The following is a 17,060-nucleotide window of genomic DNA, read 5'->3' as shown; positions in this document are numbered from 1 at the left end:
AGGCATCCAGGCGGGCGTACGGCAGCACATCCAGGTGCGTTCCGAGGGTTATCGGGGCGAAACGGGCAGTATGGGAGAACTGTCCGCGGCCGAGGAGGCTCCACCGACATGAGCGACGAGCCACAGCGCTGGGCCCCCCGGGACCCCTCCGGCACCGCCGACGTCCCCGGTGACGAGGACGCCGCGCGCGCCGGGGAGAGCGACCCGCGGGAAGGGGCGGCGGAAGGCGGCGGCACGGAGGGGAAGAAGGGGAGCGGGGGTCGCAAGGGCCGCACGAGACGTCCCCGGCGCACCGGATGGCGCCGTCTCGTCCCGACCTGGCGGATGGTCCTCGGCGCCGTCCTGCTGATCGCCGTACTGCTGGTCGGCGGCTTCATCGCCGGGTACCGGCTCGTCGACATCCCCGCCGCCAACTCCAGCGCCACCGCGCAGAGCAACGTCTACCTCTACCGCGACGGGACGGTCATCGCCCGCGACGGCGACGTCAACCGGGAGAACGTCCAGCTCGCCCAGGTCCCCAGGGACGTCCAGCACGCCGTACTCGCCGCGGAGGACCGCAACTTCTACTCCGAACGCGCCGTCGACCTCAGCGCCATGGTCCGCGCCGCCTGGAACACCGCCACCGGCCGCGGCAGACAGGGCGGTTCGACGATCACCCAGCAGTACGTCAAGAACTACTACCTCGACCAGGAACAGACGGTCGTCCGCAAGATCAAGGAATTCTTCATCGCGATCAAGCTGGACCGCGAGCAGACCAAGGACCAGATCTTCGAGGGGTACCTCAACACCAGCTACTTCGGCCGCAACGCCTACGGCATCCAGGCCGCGGCCCAGGCGTACTACGGCAAGGACATCACCGACGTGGACGTCGCCGAGGGCGCGTACCTCGCCTCCCTCCTCAACGCCCCCAGCGCCTACGACGTCGTCGCCCACCCGGAGAACAAGCCGGCCGTCCTCGCCCGCTGGAACTACGTGCTCGACGGCATGGTCAAGGAGAAGTGGCTCGGCCCCGCCGCGCGCGCCGCGCTCACCTTCCCGCCGCCGGACGGGGCGAAGGCCTCCACCGGCCTCTCCGGACAACGGGGTTACCTCGTCAACGCCGTCAAGGACTACCTCACCGGCCACGACATCGTCGACGAGGAGACCCTCGCCACCGGCGGCTACCGGATCACCACCACCCTGGAGAAGGAGAAACAGGACGCCTTCGTGGCCGCCGTGGAGAAGAACGTCACCTCCCGGACCGACGACGGGAACGAAGCCGACCGCAACGTCCGCGTCGGCGGTGCCTCCATCGATCCCGCCACCGGCAAGGTCGTCGCCCTCTACGGCGGCATCGACTACACCCGCCAGTACGTCAACAACGCGACCCGCCGCGACTACCAGGTCGGTTCCACCTTCAAACCCTTCGTCTTCACCTCCGCCGTCGCCCACGACTCCACCACCCAGGACGGCCGGCCCATCACCCCGAACACCCGCTACGACGGCACCAACAAGCGCCCGGTGCAGGGACGTCAGGGGGACACCGGCTACGCCCCCGCCAACGAGGACGACGTCAGCTACGGCTCCATCACCGTCCGCGAGGCCACCGACAGGTCCGTCAACGCGGTGTACGCGCAGATGGCCGGGGACGTCGGCCCCGAGAAGGTCAAGGACACCGCGATCGACCTCGGCATCCCCGGGGACACGCCCGATCTGACCGCCTCCCCGTCCATCGCGCTCGGCCCGGCCACCGCGAGCGTGCTCGACATGACCGAGGCGTACGCGACCCTCGCCAACCACGGGCGGCACGGCACCTACACCCTGGTGGAGAAGGTCTCCAAGGACGGCCGGAACCTCCCGCTGCCCGGCCGCACCACCCGGCAGGCCGTCAGCAGGCAGGCCGCCGACACCACCACCGCGATCCTGAGGAGCGTCGTCGAGGGTGGCACCGGAACCGCCGCCGGGGCCGCGGGCCGCCCCGCCGCCGGAAAGACCGGCACCGCCGAGGAGGACAGGGCCGCGTGGTTCGCCGGCTACACCCCCGACCTCGCGACCGTCGTCGCCGTCATGGGCCAGGACCCGGACACCGGAAGCCAGGAGTCCCTGTACGGGGCCCTCGGCCAGTCCCGCGTCAACGGCGGCGGTGCCCCCGCCGAGACCTGGGCCGACTACACCGCCGCCGCCCTCGAAGGCTCCGAGGTCCGGGAGTTCGACCTGGACGTGGCGGAGGGCAGCGAGGAACCCGAGGAACCCACCGACGAGGACACGTCCGAGGACCCCGACTCCCCCTCGGACACCCCGAGCGACTCCACCCCCACCACCCCCGCCGGCACGACCCCGGCCACCCCCGGCCCGACCGACACCGGCGCGGGCGGCACCACGGGCGGCGGGGTCAACGGAGGCGGCGGTAGCAACGGGGGCCAGGGCCCCACCGGCGGAGGCAACGGGAACGGAGGCAACGCGAGCGGGGGCAGCGCGGGCGCCACCACCGGCGGAGAGACCGGCGGCACCACGCCCGACACCGGCGGCTCCGGCGGGACCACCGCCGGCGGCCCGGTCGAAGGCGCCCGGGGCTCCGCCTTTCCGTTCCCCTGGCGCTGACGCCGGCGCAGACCCCGGCGCCGACACCGGCCACAGACCTCCCGAACAGGCCGCAGCAAGCCGCCGCACGCCGCCCAACAGCCCCTCAGTGACCCGAAGTCGCCTTCAGCCCCACCACGGACACCAGCAGCAGACAGACGAAGAAGATCCGCGCGGCGGTCACCGGCTCGTGCAGCACCACCATGCCCAGCACCGCCGCACCGGCGGCCCCGATCCCCACCCACACGCCGTACGCCGTACCGATCGGCAGCGACCTCGCCGCCTGCGCCAGCAGCAGCATGCTGGCCACGATCCCGAGGACGGTGAACACACTCGGCCACAACCGGGTGAACCCGTCCGCGTACTTCATACCGATCGACCAGCCCACTTCGAGCAGACCGGCGACGATCAAAAGAACCCAGGCCACGACGGCCACCTCCGACGAGAGAGACACGGAACAACAACACGGACCGCGTCGTCTTTGCCAGCCCGGTACGGCGCGTCTCGTCGGGTGATCCCACCGTAGCAACAAACGCGAGAGAGCCCGGTGACTGCGGTCACCAGGCTCCCCGTACGAAAGAACGGAACAGAACTACAGATACAGCCCCGTCGAATCGACCGAGCCCTCGAACCGGTCCGCCGCCACCGCGTGCAGATCCCGCTCCCGCATCAGTACGTACGCCACGCTCCGCACCTCGACCTCCGCACGGTCCTCGGGGTCGTACAGCACCCGGTCCCCGGGCTCGACCGTCCGCACGTTCTGGCCCACCGCCACCACCCTGGCCCACGCCAGACGACGGCCCACCGCCGCCGTCGCGGGAATCAGAATGCCGCCGCCGGACCGCCGCTCGCCCTCCGGCGAATCGGACCGGACCAGCACACGGTCGTGCAACATGCGGATGGGCAGCTTGTCGTCCTGGATGTTGTCGCTCACGCCCCGCAACCTACCCGCCGGACCACCGCCCGTACGTCGTAGGGGTACGTCCACCCGCGTCCGCGCCGCGCCGCGTATCCTCCGCGCGCCACGGCGGCGCGGCGGCCCGCTCCGGGGCCGCCGAACCGACTACCTCCGGCGCCGGCCCCGACCGCTCTTGCCGCGCCGCGACGAGACGACCAGCAGACCCACCACGCCGACCGCCAGCAGCGCCACCGGCACCACCCGCTCCAGCCGGGGCGAGCCGTCCTCGGCCACGAACCGCGCTTTCACGTCCGAGACCGAACGGTTCACCGCGACATACGCGCGGCCCGCCGTACGGTCCACCTTCTCGGCCACCATGGCCTTCGCGTCACCGATGATCGTCTTCGGGTGCACCCGCACCCCGATCTCGTCGAGGACGACAGCCAGCTGCTCACGCCTGCTGATGATGTCCGCCTCGATCTGCGCAGGGGTCCTCGTATCCGACACTGCGCCGCCTCCGTGGTCGTCGTCCGGTAAACCTTCATCGACAGTCTGTCAGCTCGACCGCCCGCACACCCGGCGGCACCCCTATTACGCTCGGTCGCGTACATCCCCCGCACCATCCGAGGAGAACCATGAGCGAGCGACTCCAGCCCGGCGACACCGCCCCCGCCTTCACCCTTCCGGACGCCGACGGCAAGGACGTGTCGCTCGCGGACCACAAGGGCCGCAAGGTCATCGTCTACTTCTACCCCAAGGCCCTTACCCCCGGTTGCACCAAGCAGGCCTGCGACTTCACCGACAACATCGACCTGCTGGCCGGCGCCGGATACGACGTCATCGGCGTCTCACCCGACAAGCCGGAGCAGCTGGCGAAGTTCCGCGAGCAGGAGAACCTCAAGGTCACCCTGGTCGGCGACCCGTCCAAGGAGGTCCTCGCGGCGTACGGCGCGTACGGCGAGAAGCAGTCCTACGGCAAAACGGTGACGGGCACCATCCGGTCGACCTTCGTCGTCGACGAGGCGGGCCTGATCGAGCACGCCTTCTACAACGTCCGGGCCACCGGCCACGTCGCGAAGATCATCAAGGACCTCAAGATCTGATCCGCCGGAGGCCGGGGTGCCTCCGGAAACCGTAGGTGCGTCCCCGCCCCTCGGGAACGGCCGCCAGAACGGCCGCTGGAACAGCCGCTGGAACGGAAACGCACCTCTCGTGACGCTGTGCGGGGATGCTGTGAGGGACCTCGCAATACCCCCGCGATCCGGTTTGCGACCGCCATGACCGCACAGAAGCCCTTCCCTGGAACATCCCCCGAGGAAAGGACCCGGCCATGGCGGCCACCGACCCCCACCGGGCGGCCGACCCCGACGCGGTCAAGCGCCACCCCACGCTCTTCCGGGCGATCCGCAAACGCCAGAACCCAAGACTCCGCCGCACCGACATCACCGTCACCGACGACCAGGCCGTCAAGCGCGCGGTGAAGGCGGCCTCCCTCGGCAACGCGATGGAGTGGTTCGACTTCGGGATCTACTCCTACCTCGCCGTCACCCTGGGCCACGTCTTCTTCCCCTCCGGGAACGACACCACCCAGCTGCTCTCCTCCTTCGCCACCTTCGCCGTGGCCTTCCTCGTCCGGCCGCTCGGAGGCATGTTCTTCGGCCCGATGGGCGACCGGATCGGCCGCAAGAAGATCCTCGCCCTCACGATGATCATGATGGCGATCGGCACCTTCGCCATCGGCCTCATCCCCTCCCACGACACGATCGGCGTCTGGGCACCCGCCCTGCTGATCCTCTTCCGGATGCTCCAGGGCTTCTCCACCGGCGGCGAGTACGGCGGCGCCTCCACCTTCATCGCCGAGTACGCCCCCGACAAGCGCCGCGGCTTCTTCGGCAGCTTCCTGGAATTCGGCACCCTCGCCGGATACGTCGGCGCCGCCGGCCTGGTCACCGCGCTCTACGCGCTCCTCGACACCGGCCAGATGGAGAACTGGGGCTGGCGCATCCCCTTCCTCGTCGCGGGCCCCCTCGGCCTGGTCGGCCTCTACCTCCGGCTCCGCCTCGACGAGACCCCCGCCTTCCAGAAACTGGAGGGCGGCACCGCCCACGCCTCCGAGGCGGCCGACAGCGTCGAGACCACCACCAAGGGCGACCTCGCCAAGATCTTCCGCACCTACTGGCCGACGCTGATCCTCTGCATCTGCCTGGTCGGCGCGTACAACATCGCCGACTACATGCTGCTCTCCTACATGCCGACGTACCTCTCCGACGAACTCGGCTACAGCGAGACCCACGGGCTGCTGATCCTGCTCGCGGTGATGGTCTTCCTCATGCTGATCATCAGCCAGGTCGGCAAGCTCTCCGACCGCTTCGGCCGCAAGCCGCTGCTGATGGCGGGCATGCTCGGCTTCCTGGTGCTCTCGCTCCCCTCGTTCCTCCTGATCCGGCAGGGAAGCGTTCCCGCCATCGTCATCGGCATGCTGATGCTGGGCCTCTCCCTGGTCTGCATGCTCGGCACCATGTCCGCCGCCCTCCCGGCCCTCTTCCCCACGAACGTCCGGTACGGCTCCCTCTCGGTCGGCTACAACCTCTCCGCCTCGCTCTTCGGCGGCACGACCCCGCTGGTCATCACGGCCCTGATCAGCTGGAGCGGTACGAACCTGATGCCCGCGTACTACGCGATGGCCGCCGCCCTGGTCGGCGTGATCTCCGTGGCCTGCATGAAGGAGACCGCCCAGAAGCCCCTCGACGGCTCCCCGCCCTCGGTGGAGACCCCGGAGGAAGCGGCGGAACTGGTCCACGCGCAGAGCCCCGACCCGAAGTTCTGACACCTCGGGTCCCGGTTCCCCCCGGCCTCTCCGGCCTCTCCGGCCTCTCCTGCCTCTACGGCCGCCCCGGCTCCCCACTCCCCACGGAACGGTTCGTACCGCTTCACGGCACCCGCCGAAGCGGTACGAACCGTTCCACATCTCGCCGCATTCCGGACGTGACGCCCCGCTGAGCGGCTCGTTACTCCATACGGGGCCGCGAACGCGCGGCCGGACGGGGAGGAAGAGCAATGCCGGACAGTCCCTACACGCATCAGATGCTGTCGGAGGCAGCCGCATCGTCACGGAACATGTCCCAGGCCATGATCAGGCTGGGGCTGGAGCCTTGGAGCGGCTCCCGGCGCTACCTTCTGGATCGCATGAGAAAGATGGGCATCGCCACCTCGCATTTCGAGCGGGAGGGCACCCGGTGGACCAAGGATGTGCTTGAACCCGCTGTCGCCGCTTCGACGACCATGGTGGGCGTATTGCGCCTTCTGGGACTGAACGCGGTGGGGGGAAACCACTCCCACATCAGTCGCCGAGTCAGGTCCCTGGGGATCGACACCTCCCACTTCGAGTCCTCCACACCCCCTTCATCGAAGGGCCGACGGCACCGCACTCTGGAGGAGCTGCTCGTCGAACAGGACCCTGCCACGGCCCGCCGTGAGCAGAGCAGCCGGTTGAAGAGAGCCCTGATGCTCCTCGGAACCGATGAGCGCTGCGCCGGGTGCGGTGCCGCGGGGACCTGGCAGGGACATCCCTTGCCGCTGGAGGTCGACCACATCGACGGAAACTGGCGGAACAACCGGGTGGAGAACCTCCGGATGCTCTGCCCCAACTGTCACTCCACCACTGACACGTACAGGGGCCGGAACAAGCGTTCCCGAGCCGACCGCAGGACTTCCTCGCGCAAGTCGGCAGCAGCACGGTGAGCGCGTCCCGCACGTACGACCGGGCGACCCTCGCCGACGCGGCCGCCAGATGCCACACCATCGAAGAAGTCATCGCCCACCTCGGCACGCCTCCGTACGAACGGCTCGGCCGTTACCTGATGGGGCGGTTCACCCACTACGCCATCGACGTCTCGCACTTCCAGTCCGTGGGCAGGCGCCCACGCCCCGACCCCGACCAGGTCGTCGAGGCGGTCGCACACTCCGTCAGCATCGCGGAGACACTGCGACGCCTCGGAAGACCCGACAACGGAGCCCAACGCGCACTGCTCCGTACATGGGTATCCGAACAGGGAATCGACACATCACATTTCCTGGGACAGGCCCATCAGCGCTCAAAACCCTCGCACATGCCCAAAAGGCGCGCAGAGGAGGTTCTCGTACACCACACGGGCCCGCGAAGCCGTGCGACCCAGCTGCGCCGGGCGCTGCTCGATCTGGGAACGCCGCAGAAGTGCGCCGGATGCGGCACGGGAGCGGTCTGGCTGGGAAAGCCGATGACCCTGGAAATCGATCACATCAACGGCGACCCCTACGACGATCGCCGCGAGAACCTGCGGATGCTCTGTCCCAACTGTCACGCGATCACCAGCACATGGTGTCGAGGAGGCGCCCGGTCGGCTGCCACATGATCGCATCCTGGTTCCCGCCGGGGCAGGCTCCAGCGTCCGTTCAGGCCAAGTAAGCTGGTCTCGCTCTGCGCCCGTACGATGACGGGCGACTGGCGGCGGTGGTGCAACTGGCGACACAGCAGACTTAGGATCTGTGGCCCGTGAAACGGCTTGAGGGTTCGAATCCCTTCCGCCGCACCCTGAACGGCCTGCGCAACGAAGGATCGATGCGCAGGCCGTTTCTGCTGTCCCGGTCTCAGCCCACCAGCTCCCGCACCACCGGTGCCAGTGCCCGGAACGCCTTGCCGCGGTGGCTGATGGCGTTCTTCTCCGCCGGGGTGAGCTCCGCGCAAGTACGGGTCTCGCCGTCGGGCTGGAGGATCGGGTCGTAGCCGAAGCCGTGGGTGCCCGCGGGGGCGAAGCGAAGCGTGCCGGGCATGCGGCCTTCGACGACGCGTTCCGTACCGTCCGGGAGGGCGAGGGCGGCGGCGCAGGCGAAGTGGGCGGCGCGGTGCGGGGTGTCGATGTCGCCGAGCTGGGCGAGGAGCAGGTCGAGGTTGGCCCGGTCGTCGCCGTGCTTGCCGGCCCAGCGGGCGGAGAAGATGCCGGGGGCGCCGCCGAGGACGTCGACGCAGAGGCCGGAGTCGTCGGCGATGGCGGGGTGGCCGGTGGCCTGCGCGAGGGCGTGGGCCTTCAGGAGGGCGTTCTCGGCGAAGGTGACGCCGGTCTCCTTGACGTCCGGGATCTCGGGGTACGCGTCCGCGCCGACGAGTTCGTGGCTGAGGCCGGCGTCGGCGAGGATCGCGTGGAGTTCGGTGATTTTCCCGGCGTTGCGGGTGGCGAGGATCAGGCGGGTCATGGATCGATTGTCACCCCTGCCTGCCGGGGAGGCGGTCTCCGGCCCGACCGTCCGACAGGCCCCACAGGCCCCACAGGCCCCACATGCCTCAGGACGAGCAGAACGTGCCGATCTCTGCGGCGGCGTCGGTGACCGGGCTGATGTCGGGGGTGGCGTCGCCCGCTTCGATGGAGGCGCGGACCTGGGTGACTCCGGCCTGGAGGTGGTCGACGGCTTTGCCGAGGTCGGCGTTGTCAGTGGCGTCCCTGAGGTCGCCGAGTTCCTGGTCGATCCGGTCGAGCGATTCGGAGGCCTGGGTGACGTCGTTGGAGGCGTTGGACACGGCCTGTTTGAGGTTGCCGACGCTGGTGGCGATGGCGTCGGCGGTGCGTACGCAGTCGAGGGCCTTGTCGACGGCGCCGCATCCGGTCGCCGCGGTCAGGGCCAGAGCTACGGCGGCGACGGCGAGTGCGGTGCGGTGGTGGCGGTGGCGCAGAGCCATGGTGCGGTCCCTCCCCGGGGGTCGTCACATGGACGGTCGTCACATGGACGGGCGCACGGTTCGACCCGTGCGCCCGTATGGGTGATGACGCCGTGCGGTGCGTACTTGGTTGCTTCTTTACCCGGGGAGAGGTGGGTGTTACGCGCCGAGGGTGCGGGCGAGTGCCTCGTTCTGGATGGCGGTGAGGTCGGCGCAGCCGGCGGTGGCGAGGTCGAGGAGGGCGTTGAGTTCGGCGCGGTCGAAGGGGGTGGCTTCGGCGGTGCCCTGGACTTCGACGAAGCGGCCGTCGCCGGTGCAGACGACGTTCATGTCGGTTTCGGCGCGGACGTCCTCTTCGTAGCGGAGGTCGAGGAGGGGGGTACCGTCGACGATTCCGACGCTGATGGCGGAGACGGTGCCGGTGAGGGGCTTGCGGCCGGCCTTGATGATCTTCTTGCCCTGGGCCCAGGTGATGGCGTCGGCGAGGGCGACGTAGGCGCCGGTGATGGCGGCGGTGCGGGTGCCTCCGTCGGCCTGGAGGACGTCGCAGTCGAGGACGATGGTGTTCTCGCCGAGGGCCTTGTAGTCGATGACGGCGCGGAGCGAGCGGCCGATCAGCCGGCTGATCTCGTGGGTGCGTCCGCCGATCCTGCCGCGTACGGATTCGCGGTCGCCGCGGGTGTTGGTGGCGCGGGGGAGCATGGAGTACTCGGCGGTGACCCAGCCTTCGCCGCTGCCCTTGCGCCAGCGCGGTACGCCTTCGGTGACGGAGGCGGTGCAGAGGACTTTGGTGTCGCCGAAGGAGACGAGTACGGAGCCTTCGGCGTGCTTGCTCCATCCCCGTTCGATGGTGACGGGGCGGAGCTGGTCGGGGGTGCGGCCGTCGATGCGAGACATGGCGTCGACTTTATCCGTTGGTGGGGGCGGGTCCGTTCGGGTGCGGTGGGGCGCCGTTCGGGTGTCGTCGCGGCGTGGCGTGGCGGTGGGGGCCGGGGTTGGGGGCGGGGTCGCCGGGCGTGGGGGCGGGCGCGGGTTGCCGGGTGCGGGTCCGGTCGGGACCTGCACCCGGCGGGCGGTGCGGGTCGTGCGGGCGGTGCGGGTGACGGGGCGTGCGGTCAGCGGCCGGTGGTGACTGTCGCGCCGGTCGTCGCACCGGTCGCTGCACGGGTCGCTGCACGGGTCGCCGTGCCGGTCGCTGCACGGGTCGCCGTGCCGGTCGCGTCCGCTGCCACGGTGGGGCCCCTTTCGCCGTCGCTCACATCATGTCTTCGATGTCGGCGGCGATCGGGTCGGCGTCGGTGCCGATGACGACCTGGATCGCGGTGCCCATCTTGACGACGCCGTGGGCTCCGGCGGCCTTGAGGGCGGCTTCGTCGACCTTGCTGGGGTCGTGGACTTCGGTGCGGAGGCGGGTGATGCAGCCTTCGACCTCTTCGATGTTCTCGATACCGCCGAGCCCGGCGACGATCTTCTCAGCCTTGCTGGCCATGTCCTTCTCCCTGTCGCAGCGTGCGGGCCCGCCATGGGTCCGCTTTGTCACGCTAACGCACGGTTGGCCCAACTTCGCGGGCGCCCGGTCGGACCATCGCCAAAGATGACGATCACCGGCGCTCTGCCGTCGGGGCGGGCTCCGCACCGTCCGTCGCGCCTGGCCCGATTCGGGTGCGACGACCGCCGAACGTGACCGTGTTCCGGGAGGATGCCGATGAGTACGACCGCGGCTGCGGGTCCGCAGCCAAAGTGGTGGAACGGTCCGGTTTCGGGCCTGCAGAAGATCGGTCGGAGTCTTCAGCTCCCGGTGGCCGTTCTCCCAGCGGCGGGTTTGCTGGTCAGCCTCGGCAACCTGTTCGACTCGTACCTGCACGGGGACTTCTGGAACAAGGTCTCCAAGGTCCTGCTCAACGGCGGTAACGCGATCCTGGACGGCACGGTCGGGCTGCCGCTGCTCTTCTGCATCGGCGTGGCGATCGGTTTCGCCAAGAAGGCGGACGGTTCGACCGCCTTGGCGGCGGTGGTCGGTTTCCTGGTCTACCGGGGTGTACTGGGGGCCTTCCCGGTGGACGGCACGATCACGAAGGCGACGCCGGACGGTGTTCCGCAGAACCCGGGCGTGCTCGGCGGCATTCTCATCGGTCTCCTCACCGCGATGGTCTGGGTGCGGTTCCACCGCACGAAGCTGGTGGACTGGCTCGGGTTCTTCAACGGGCGCCGGCTGGTGCCGATCCTGATGGCGTTCATCTGCGTGATCCTCGGTGTGATCTTCGGTCTGCTGTGGCAGCCGGTCGGTGACGCGCTGACGTGGTTCGCCAAGCAGTTGATCGATCTCGGTGCGTGGGGTGCGGCCATCTTCGGTTTCGCCAACCGCTTGCTGATCCCGATCGGTATGCACCAGTTCCTGAACACCTTCTTCTGGTTCCAGGCGGGCGACTTCACCGATCCGGACGGCCACACGGTCCAGGGCGACATTTCGCGGTTCTTCGCGGAGGACCCGTCGGCGGGGCAGTTCACCTCGGGCTTCTTCCCGATCATGATGTTCGGTCTGCCGGCGGCGGCGCTGGCCATCGCGCACACCGCACGGCCCGAACGCCGTAAGGAGGTGTCGGGCCTGATGCTGTCGGTGGCCCTGACCTCGTTCGTGACCGGTGTGACGGAGCCGCTGGAGTTCTCGTTCATGTTCGTCGCACCGCTGCTGTACGGCGTGCACGCGATCCTGACCGGTGTGTCGATGGGTGTGACCTGGGCGCTCGGGGTCCATGCGGGCTTCAGTTTCTCGGCCGGCCTGATCGACCTGGTCGTCAACTGGCATCTGGATACGAAGCCCTGGCTGCTGATTCCGATCGGACTCTGCTTCGCGGTGATCTACTACGTGATCTTCCGGTTCGCGATCACCAAGTTCAATCTCCAGACACCCGGGCGGGAGCCCGAGGAGGTGGAGAAGGACATCGAACGGGACATGACGAAGTAGCGGTGCGCGGCACCGGGAGGGCCTTGGACCATGTGGTCCGGGGCCCTCTCCCGTCCGTCCGCAGCCACTCGCACCGGCAGCCACTCACCCGTATCCCTTTCGAGTATTTTGACTGGTTTGCCCCTAGGCTCGCTCCATGACTTCTCCGACGCCCCGCATCCTCGATCTGGACCGTGAGCAGCTCGCCGCCCTGCGTGGGCGGAAGCTGACCGCCTCGGTGGCGGCCGCCGAGGGGCGGACGATGGTGGCGGAGGTGTTCGCGGACCGGGCGGTGCTCTCCGCCCACCCCGGTGACCACGGGGTGCACAACGCGGAGTTGATGGCGGCCTTCGGCGCGGACATCGTGGTGCTGAACATGATCGAGCGCGCCTGGGACGGGGAGCGTCTGGTGCTGCCGGGGCTGGGCGTCTTCACGTCGATCACGGAGCTGGCCCGGTGCGTCGGGCGGCCGGTCGGGATCAATCTGGAGCCGGGGGACGTGCCGGAGATCCGGCGGGCGGAGCCGGAGTTCGCGCGGCGGCTGGTCGGTATGGGTGCGGCGATGCTCTGTCTGACGGCGAATCCGGGAACCGGCGGTTCGTACGAGGGGCTGGCGCGGGTGACCGAGGAGCTGCGGAACGGGCTCGGCGACGAGGTGGCGCTCTGGAGCGGCAAGATGCATCACGCGGGCCGTCCGGAGCGGCTGACTGTGGCGCGGCTGACGGCGCTGGTGGACGCGGGTGCGGACGGGGTGGTGCTGCCGCTGCCGGGGACGATGCCGGGGGTGACGAGGGAGCTGGCGGCCGAGGCGGTGGCGGCGGTGCAGGACGCGGGGGCGGTGGTGATGGGGGCGATCGGTACGAGCCAGGAGGGCGCGCACACGGACGTGGTGCCCCAGCTGGCCCTGAACGCCAAGGAGATCGGGGTCGACGCCCATCACATCGGGGACGCGTTCCTGCCGGGCATGGGTGATCCGGAGCTGTTGTACGCGTACTCCGTGGCGATCCGGGGGCGCCGGCACACCTGGAACAGGATGGCGCTGGGCGGCCGCGGCCGCCGGACCTGACTCCGGACCGGACTCCGGGCCGGGGATCGCGGCCGGGGGTCGGACGGGGGTCCGGGCAGGGGTCGGGCCTCGCTCAGATCTCGTAGACGGCGCCCGGTACGGCGAGTTCGACCGGGCCGGCGTAGACCTCGCGGGCGTCCTCGATGTTGCGTTCGGCGTCGGTCCAGGGCGGGATGTGGGTGAGTACCAGCCGTCCGGCGCGGGCGCGGGCGGCGCATTCCCCGGCCTCCCGGCCGTTGAGGTGGAGGTCCGGGATGTCCTCCTTGCCGTGGATGAACGATGCTTCGCAGAGGAAGAGGTCGGCGTCCTCGGCGAGTTCGTCCAGGGCGTCGCAGGCTCCGGTGTCGCCGGAGTAGGTGAGGGAGCGGCCGCCGTGCTCGATCCGGATGCCGAAGGTGTCCACCGGGTGGGAGAGCTTCTCCGTACGGACGGTGAAGGGGCCGATCTCGAACCAGCCGGCCTTGAGCGTGCGGAAGTCGAAGACCTCCCCCATGGCGCGTTCGGAGGGGGTGTCGGCGTGGGCGGTGGTCAGCCGGCGCTCGGTGCCTTCGGGGCCGTACACCGGGAGGGCGGCGGGGCGGGTGCCGTTGTTCGGGTAGTAGCGCACCACGAAGTACGCGCACATGTCGATGCAGTGGTCGGCGTGCAGGTGGCTGAGGAAGACGGCGTCGAGGTCGTACAGGCCGACGTGGCGCTGCAGCTCGCCGAGGGCACCGTTGCCCATGTCGAGGAGCAGCCGGAAGCCGTCGGCCTCTACGAGGTAGCTCGAACAGGCCGATCCCGCGGACGGGAAGGAGCCCGAGCAGCCGACGACAGTGAGCTTCATGGAGCGTGAACCTCCGAGACGTGGCGACGGTGCGGCGGGTGGGTTCGGGGGTGCGGTCCGTCGAGCGTAAGGCGGGAATCTTCCGGTCGCTCCTCTGCGGCCTGCCGTTGTGGGGGAACTCACCTGTGGTGTCACCGGTTCGATGGAAGCCGGGGGGACTTCGGCCGCGCGCGTGCGTGGGGGAGGTGGTGCCGGGGCCCTGCGGCCGTGGGGTGGGCGCCGGTACGGTCGGGGGATGGAAACGTACTGGTGGGTGATTCTGGCCGTATTGGTCGTGCTGGCGCTGGTGGCGTCGGTGGTGGACGGCCGGGGCCGGAGCGGTGCGCGGCGCCGTGGCGGCGAGCGTGGTGGCGGGCGGGGTACGGGGCGCCGTCCGGGTGGTCGGACGAGGCCGCCGGGCGGTCCGTCGGGCGGTCCGTCGGAGCCTGGGCGGGGCCGTGGGGCGGGTCGGGTCCCGGAGCCGGGCGAGATCTGGTGGGCCGAGGTGCCGTACGAGGACGGGCCGGGGTCGAAGGACCGGCCGTGCCTGGTGCTGTCGGTACGGAAGGGCCGCGCGGTCGTCGCGAAGATCACCAGCAAGCATCATGAGGAGCGGCCGGGGGTGATCGCGCTGCCGGCCGGCACGGTGGAGGACGCGCGGGGGCGGCGGAGCTTCCTGGAGACGGACGAGCTGCGGGAGGTCCCGCTGGCGGACTTCCGGCGACGGGCGGGCCGGGTGGACGCGGAGCTGTGGGGGCGGGTGCGGGGCCTGAAGGGCTGAGGGCCGACGGCGGGCGGCGCGTACGGCACCGGGAACGCAGGTACGCGGAACGCCGGTACGCGGAACGCCGGTACGCGGAACGCCGGCGCCCGGGTGCGGGCGTCGGCGTTCGGTGGAGCGGGTCGAGCGGGTGGGGCCGCGTACCGGGTGGCCGTGGCGGACCGGCTCCGGGCGGTGGGCCCCGTGGGTCAGGCCCAGAGCTGGCCGTGCAGCGTCTCGATGGCGGCTTCCGTGGTCGGGGCCGTGTAGACGCCGGTCGAGAGGTACTTCCAGCCACCGTCGGCGACGACGAAGGCGATGTCCGCGCTCTCCCCCGCCTTGACGGCCTTCTGACCGACGCCGATGGCCGCGTGGAGGGCGGCACCGGTGGAGACACCGGCGAAGATGCCTTCCTGCTGGAGGAGTTCGCGGGTGCGGGCGACCGCGTCGGCGGAGCCGACCGAGAAGCGGGTGGTCAGCACCGAGGCGTCGTAGAGCTCGGGCACGAAGCCCTCGTCGAGGTTGCGGAGCCCGTACACGATGTCGTCGTAGCGGGGCTCGGCGGCGACGATCTTGACGTCGGGCTTCTGCTCGCGGAGGTACCGGCCGACGCCCATGAGGGTGCCGGTGGTGCCGAGGCCCGCGACGAAGTGGGTGACGGACGGGAGGTCGGCGAGGATCTCGGGTCCGGTGGTGGCGTAGTGGGCACCGGCGTTGTCGGGGTTGCCGTACTGGTAGAGCATCACCCAGTCCGGGTGTTCCGCGGAGAGCTCCTTGGCGACCCGGACGGCCGTGTTGGAGCCGCCGGCCGCCGGTGAGGAGATGATCTCGGCGCCCCACATGGCGAGCAGGTCGCGTCGCTCCGAGGAGGTGTTCTCGGGCATGACGCAGACGATGCGGTAGCCCTTGAGCTTGGCCGCCATGGCGAGCGAGATGCCGGTGTTGCCGCTGGTCGGCTCCAGGATGGTGCAGCCGGGCCGGAGACGCCCGTCCTTCTCCGCCTGTTCGACCATGTGGAGCGCGGGGCGGTCCTTGATCGAGCCGGTGGGGTTGCGGTCCTCCAGCTTGGCCCAGATCCGGACGTCGTCGGAGGGCGACAGCCTCGGCAGGCGGACCAGCGGGGTGTTGCCCACGGCCGCCAGTGCGGAGTCGTACCGCATCAGCGCATGCCGCCGGCGACGGCCGGGAGGATGGTGACGTTGTCGCCGTCGCTGAGCTTGGTCGTGATGCCGTCGAGGAAGCGGACGTCCTCGTCGTTGAGGTAGACGTTCACGAACCGGCGGAGCTGCTCGCCGTCGACGATGCGCTCACGGATGCCGTGGTGCCGGCTCTCCAGGTCGTTGAAGAGGTCGGCGAGGGTCTCGCCACTGCCTTCGACCGCCTTGGCGCCGTCGGTGTAGGTGCGAAGGATGGTCGGGATGCGGACCTCGATGGCCATGGCGTGGGCTCCTGTCGGAAGCGGGGTGGCGTGGCGCGCGTTTCAGCACCCGCGCGGGTGGTGGTACGTGGGTGGGGCGCTTTGGGCCGGGACTCAGGCCGTGGGCCCGGTGGGCAGGGTGCGACCGGGACAGATCGCGCTGGAGAGCCTGCACAGGTCGACGTGCAGCCGCGCGACGAGCAGTGCGCCCGGCGTCATTTCGCTCACGTCATGGGAAACCATGCGCTCATCGTATCGATTCCCGCTCGGGAAACCCGAGTGCGATCCCACATTGCGGAACTCGACCGTCCACCATGCGGACTGGGACTGTTGCGCGGCTCTGCGGGGCCTCCGTCGGGGGCCGGACGCACGAGGGCGGCGGAGCCTTCGGGCCCCGCCGCCCCATGCGTTCCGGCACGCGGTCTGCGCACCGTCCCCTGCGCACCGGCTCAGTACGCTGCGACGATCTCCACGTCTTCCTCGGTGATCACGCCGTCCACGATGCGGTACGAGCGGAACTGGAACGGGCCGGCGTCGTCGGTGTCGGCGGTGGAGACCAGGACGTAGTGGGCTTCCGGCTCGTTGGCGTAGGTCACGTCGGTGCGCGAGGGGTAGGCCTCGGTCGCGGTGTGCGAGTGGTAGACGACGACCGGTTCCTCGTCGCGGTCGTCCATCTCGCGGTAGAGCTTGAGGAGGTCGCCCGAGTCGAACTCGTAGAACGTGGGCGAGCGGGCGGCGTTGAGCATGGGGATGAAGCGCTCGGCGCGGCCCGTGCCGGCCGGTCCCGCGACCACGCCGCACGCCTCGTCGGGGTGGTCGGCGCGGGCGTGGGCGACGATGTGGTCGTACAGGGCCTGGGTGAGGGTCAGCATGGCGCCCAGGATAAGCAGGCGGGTCCCGGCCCACCGAGGTGCGGTGGGCC

20 protein-coding genes, 1 tRNA gene and 1 riboswitch are annotated in these 17,060 nt (G+C 70.0%); of the genes, 9 read left to right on the top strand and 12 right to left on the bottom strand.

Annotated elements, in window-relative coordinates; translation table 11 throughout:
• The first annotated feature begins 108 nt into the window (after nt 1–108).
• A complete protein-coding gene (locus tag ACFYPN_RS05295; protein ID WP_389296772.1) occupies nt 109–2,580 on the top strand; it encodes a transglycosylase domain-containing protein in 2,472 nt (823 codons plus the stop codon).
• Nucleotides 2,581–2,665: 85 nt separating this feature from the next.
• Here ACFYPN_RS05295 and ACFYPN_RS05290 read toward each other — a convergent pair whose 3' ends face one another.
• The 3 genes from ACFYPN_RS05290 to ACFYPN_RS05280 all read right to left on the bottom strand — a co-directional run bounded on the left by ACFYPN_RS05290 (nt 2,666) and on the right by ACFYPN_RS05280 (nt 3,964).
• The gene (locus ACFYPN_RS05290) at nt 2,666–2,986 is read right to left on the bottom strand and encodes a multidrug efflux SMR transporter (protein ID WP_358757330.1); all 321 of its coding nucleotides are present in this window, start codon (nt 2,984–2,986) and stop codon (nt 2,666–2,668) included.
• 42 nt (nt 2,987–3,028) lie between these two features.
• Nucleotides 3,029–3,094, bottom strand: a riboswitch (guanidine-III (ykkC-III) riboswitch).
• A 57-nt stretch (nt 3,095–3,151) separates the two neighbouring features.
• Nucleotides 3,152–3,454, bottom strand: coding sequence for a GroES family chaperonin (locus tag ACFYPN_RS05285; protein WP_389296972.1), 303 nt, complete (start codon nt 3,452–3,454; stop codon nt 3,152–3,154).
• Between the two features lie 168 nt (nt 3,455–3,622).
• Nucleotides 3,623–3,964 (bottom strand): DUF3618 domain-containing protein, encoded by a 342-nt coding sequence (locus ACFYPN_RS05280; RefSeq protein ID WP_358757334.1) that lies wholly within the window; start codon nt 3,962–3,964, stop codon nt 3,623–3,625.
• A 128-nt stretch (nt 3,965–4,092) separates the two neighbouring features.
• Between ACFYPN_RS05280 and bcp the strand changes: the two genes are divergently transcribed.
• The 5 genes from bcp (at nt 4,093) to ACFYPN_RS05255 (ending at nt 8,025) form a co-directional block, all read left to right on the top strand.
• Nucleotides 4,093–4,560, top strand: coding sequence for a thioredoxin-dependent thiol peroxidase (gene bcp, locus ACFYPN_RS05275; protein ID WP_358757336.1), 468 nt, complete (start codon nt 4,093–4,095; stop codon nt 4,558–4,560).
• Between the two features lie 227 nt (nt 4,561–4,787).
• Entirely contained in the window at nt 4,788–6,284 is a 1,497-nt protein-coding gene (proP, locus tag ACFYPN_RS05270) for a glycine betaine/L-proline transporter ProP (protein WP_389296770.1), read from the top strand.
• Between the two features lie 230 nt (nt 6,285–6,514).
• A complete protein-coding gene (locus ACFYPN_RS05265) occupies nt 6,515–7,198 on the top strand; it encodes an HNH endonuclease signature motif containing protein (protein WP_358757340.1) in 684 nt (227 codons plus the stop codon).
• Nucleotides 7,195–7,848, top strand: a complete 654-nt coding sequence (locus tag ACFYPN_RS05260) for an HNH endonuclease (RefSeq protein WP_358757342.1) — start codon at nt 7,195–7,197, stop codon at nt 7,846–7,848. Before ACFYPN_RS05265 ends, ACFYPN_RS05260 begins: the two co-directional genes overlap by 4 nt.
• 92 nt (nt 7,849–7,940) lie before the next feature.
• A tRNA-Leu gene (locus ACFYPN_RS05255) sits at nt 7,941–8,025 on the top strand.
• Nucleotides 8,026–8,083: 58 nt separating this feature from the next.
• On the opposite strand, the gene rdgB is transcribed toward ACFYPN_RS05255, so the two are convergent.
• The 4 genes from rdgB to ACFYPN_RS05235 form a co-directional block, all read right to left on the bottom strand.
• Nucleotides 8,084–8,686 (bottom strand): RdgB/HAM1 family non-canonical purine NTP pyrophosphatase, encoded by a 603-nt coding sequence (gene rdgB, locus ACFYPN_RS05250; protein ID WP_358757344.1) that lies wholly within the window; start codon nt 8,684–8,686, stop codon nt 8,084–8,086.
• Between the two features lie 88 nt (nt 8,687–8,774).
• Nucleotides 8,775–9,167, bottom strand: a complete 393-nt coding sequence (locus ACFYPN_RS05245) for a hypothetical protein (RefSeq protein WP_358757346.1) — start codon at nt 9,165–9,167, stop codon at nt 8,775–8,777.
• A gap of 138 nt (nt 9,168–9,305) precedes the next feature.
• Nucleotides 9,306–10,043 (bottom strand): ribonuclease PH, encoded by a 738-nt coding sequence (gene rph, locus ACFYPN_RS05240; RefSeq protein ID WP_358757348.1) that lies wholly within the window; start codon nt 10,041–10,043, stop codon nt 9,306–9,308.
• Between the two features lie 358 nt (nt 10,044–10,401).
• Nucleotides 10,402–10,635 (bottom strand): PTS glucose/sucrose transporter subunit IIB, encoded by a 234-nt coding sequence (locus ACFYPN_RS05235; RefSeq protein ID WP_358757350.1) that lies wholly within the window; start codon nt 10,633–10,635, stop codon nt 10,402–10,404.
• Between the two features lie 216 nt (nt 10,636–10,851).
• Between ACFYPN_RS05235 and ACFYPN_RS05230 the strand changes: the two genes are divergently transcribed.
• Both ACFYPN_RS05230 and ACFYPN_RS05225 read left to right on the top strand, forming a co-directional pair.
• Nucleotides 10,852–12,111, top strand: coding sequence for a PTS transporter subunit EIIC (locus ACFYPN_RS05230; protein WP_358757351.1), 1,260 nt, complete (start codon nt 10,852–10,854; stop codon nt 12,109–12,111).
• Between the two features lie 136 nt (nt 12,112–12,247).
• Nucleotides 12,248–13,156 (top strand): hypothetical protein, encoded by a 909-nt coding sequence (locus ACFYPN_RS05225; protein ID WP_358757352.1) that lies wholly within the window; start codon nt 12,248–12,250, stop codon nt 13,154–13,156.
• A 73-nt stretch (nt 13,157–13,229) separates the two neighbouring features.
• Here ACFYPN_RS05225 and ACFYPN_RS05220 read toward each other — a convergent pair whose 3' ends face one another.
• A complete protein-coding gene (locus tag ACFYPN_RS05220) occupies nt 13,230–13,982 on the bottom strand; it encodes an MBL fold metallo-hydrolase (RefSeq protein ID WP_358757354.1) in 753 nt (250 codons plus the stop codon).
• 235 nt (nt 13,983–14,217) lie between these two features.
• Between ACFYPN_RS05220 and ACFYPN_RS05215 the strand changes: the two genes are divergently transcribed.
• Nucleotides 14,218–14,742: a type II toxin-antitoxin system PemK/MazF family toxin gene (locus tag ACFYPN_RS05215; RefSeq protein ID WP_358757356.1), complete on the top strand. Its 525-nt coding sequence runs from the start codon at nt 14,218–14,220 to the stop codon at nt 14,740–14,742.
• A gap of 188 nt (nt 14,743–14,930) precedes the next feature.
• Here the strand turns inward: ACFYPN_RS05215 and ACFYPN_RS05210 are convergent, their stop codons facing one another.
• From ACFYPN_RS05210 to ACFYPN_RS05195, 4 genes are all read right to left on the bottom strand, one after another.
• Nucleotides 14,931–15,881, bottom strand: coding sequence for a cysteine synthase (locus ACFYPN_RS05210; RefSeq protein ID WP_358757358.1), 951 nt, complete (start codon nt 15,879–15,881; stop codon nt 14,931–14,933).
• Nucleotides 15,881–16,159: a MoaD/ThiS family protein gene (locus ACFYPN_RS05205; protein ID WP_358757360.1), complete on the bottom strand. Its 279-nt coding sequence runs from the start codon at nt 16,157–16,159 to the stop codon at nt 15,881–15,883. The genes ACFYPN_RS05210 and ACFYPN_RS05205 overlap by 1 nt, the downstream gene beginning before the upstream one ends.
• Before the next feature lie 93 nt (nt 16,160–16,252).
• The gene (locus ACFYPN_RS05200) at nt 16,253–16,381 is read right to left on the bottom strand and encodes a putative leader peptide (RefSeq protein ID WP_358757361.1); all 129 of its coding nucleotides are present in this window, start codon (nt 16,379–16,381) and stop codon (nt 16,253–16,255) included.
• 206 nt (nt 16,382–16,587) lie between these two features.
• Nucleotides 16,588–17,010: a Mov34/MPN/PAD-1 family protein gene (locus tag ACFYPN_RS05195; protein ID WP_389296766.1), complete on the bottom strand. Its 423-nt coding sequence runs from the start codon at nt 17,008–17,010 to the stop codon at nt 16,588–16,590.
• Nucleotides 17,011–17,060: the final 50 nt, after the last annotated feature.

This window comes from Streptomyces sp. NPDC005576, from assembly GCF_042871745.1.
Taxonomy (GTDB): Bacteria; Actinomycetota; Actinomycetes; order Streptomycetales; family Streptomycetaceae; genus Streptomyces.
Note: the sequence above shows the minus strand (reverse complement) of the source record. Positions and strands in the feature narration are given on the sequence as shown.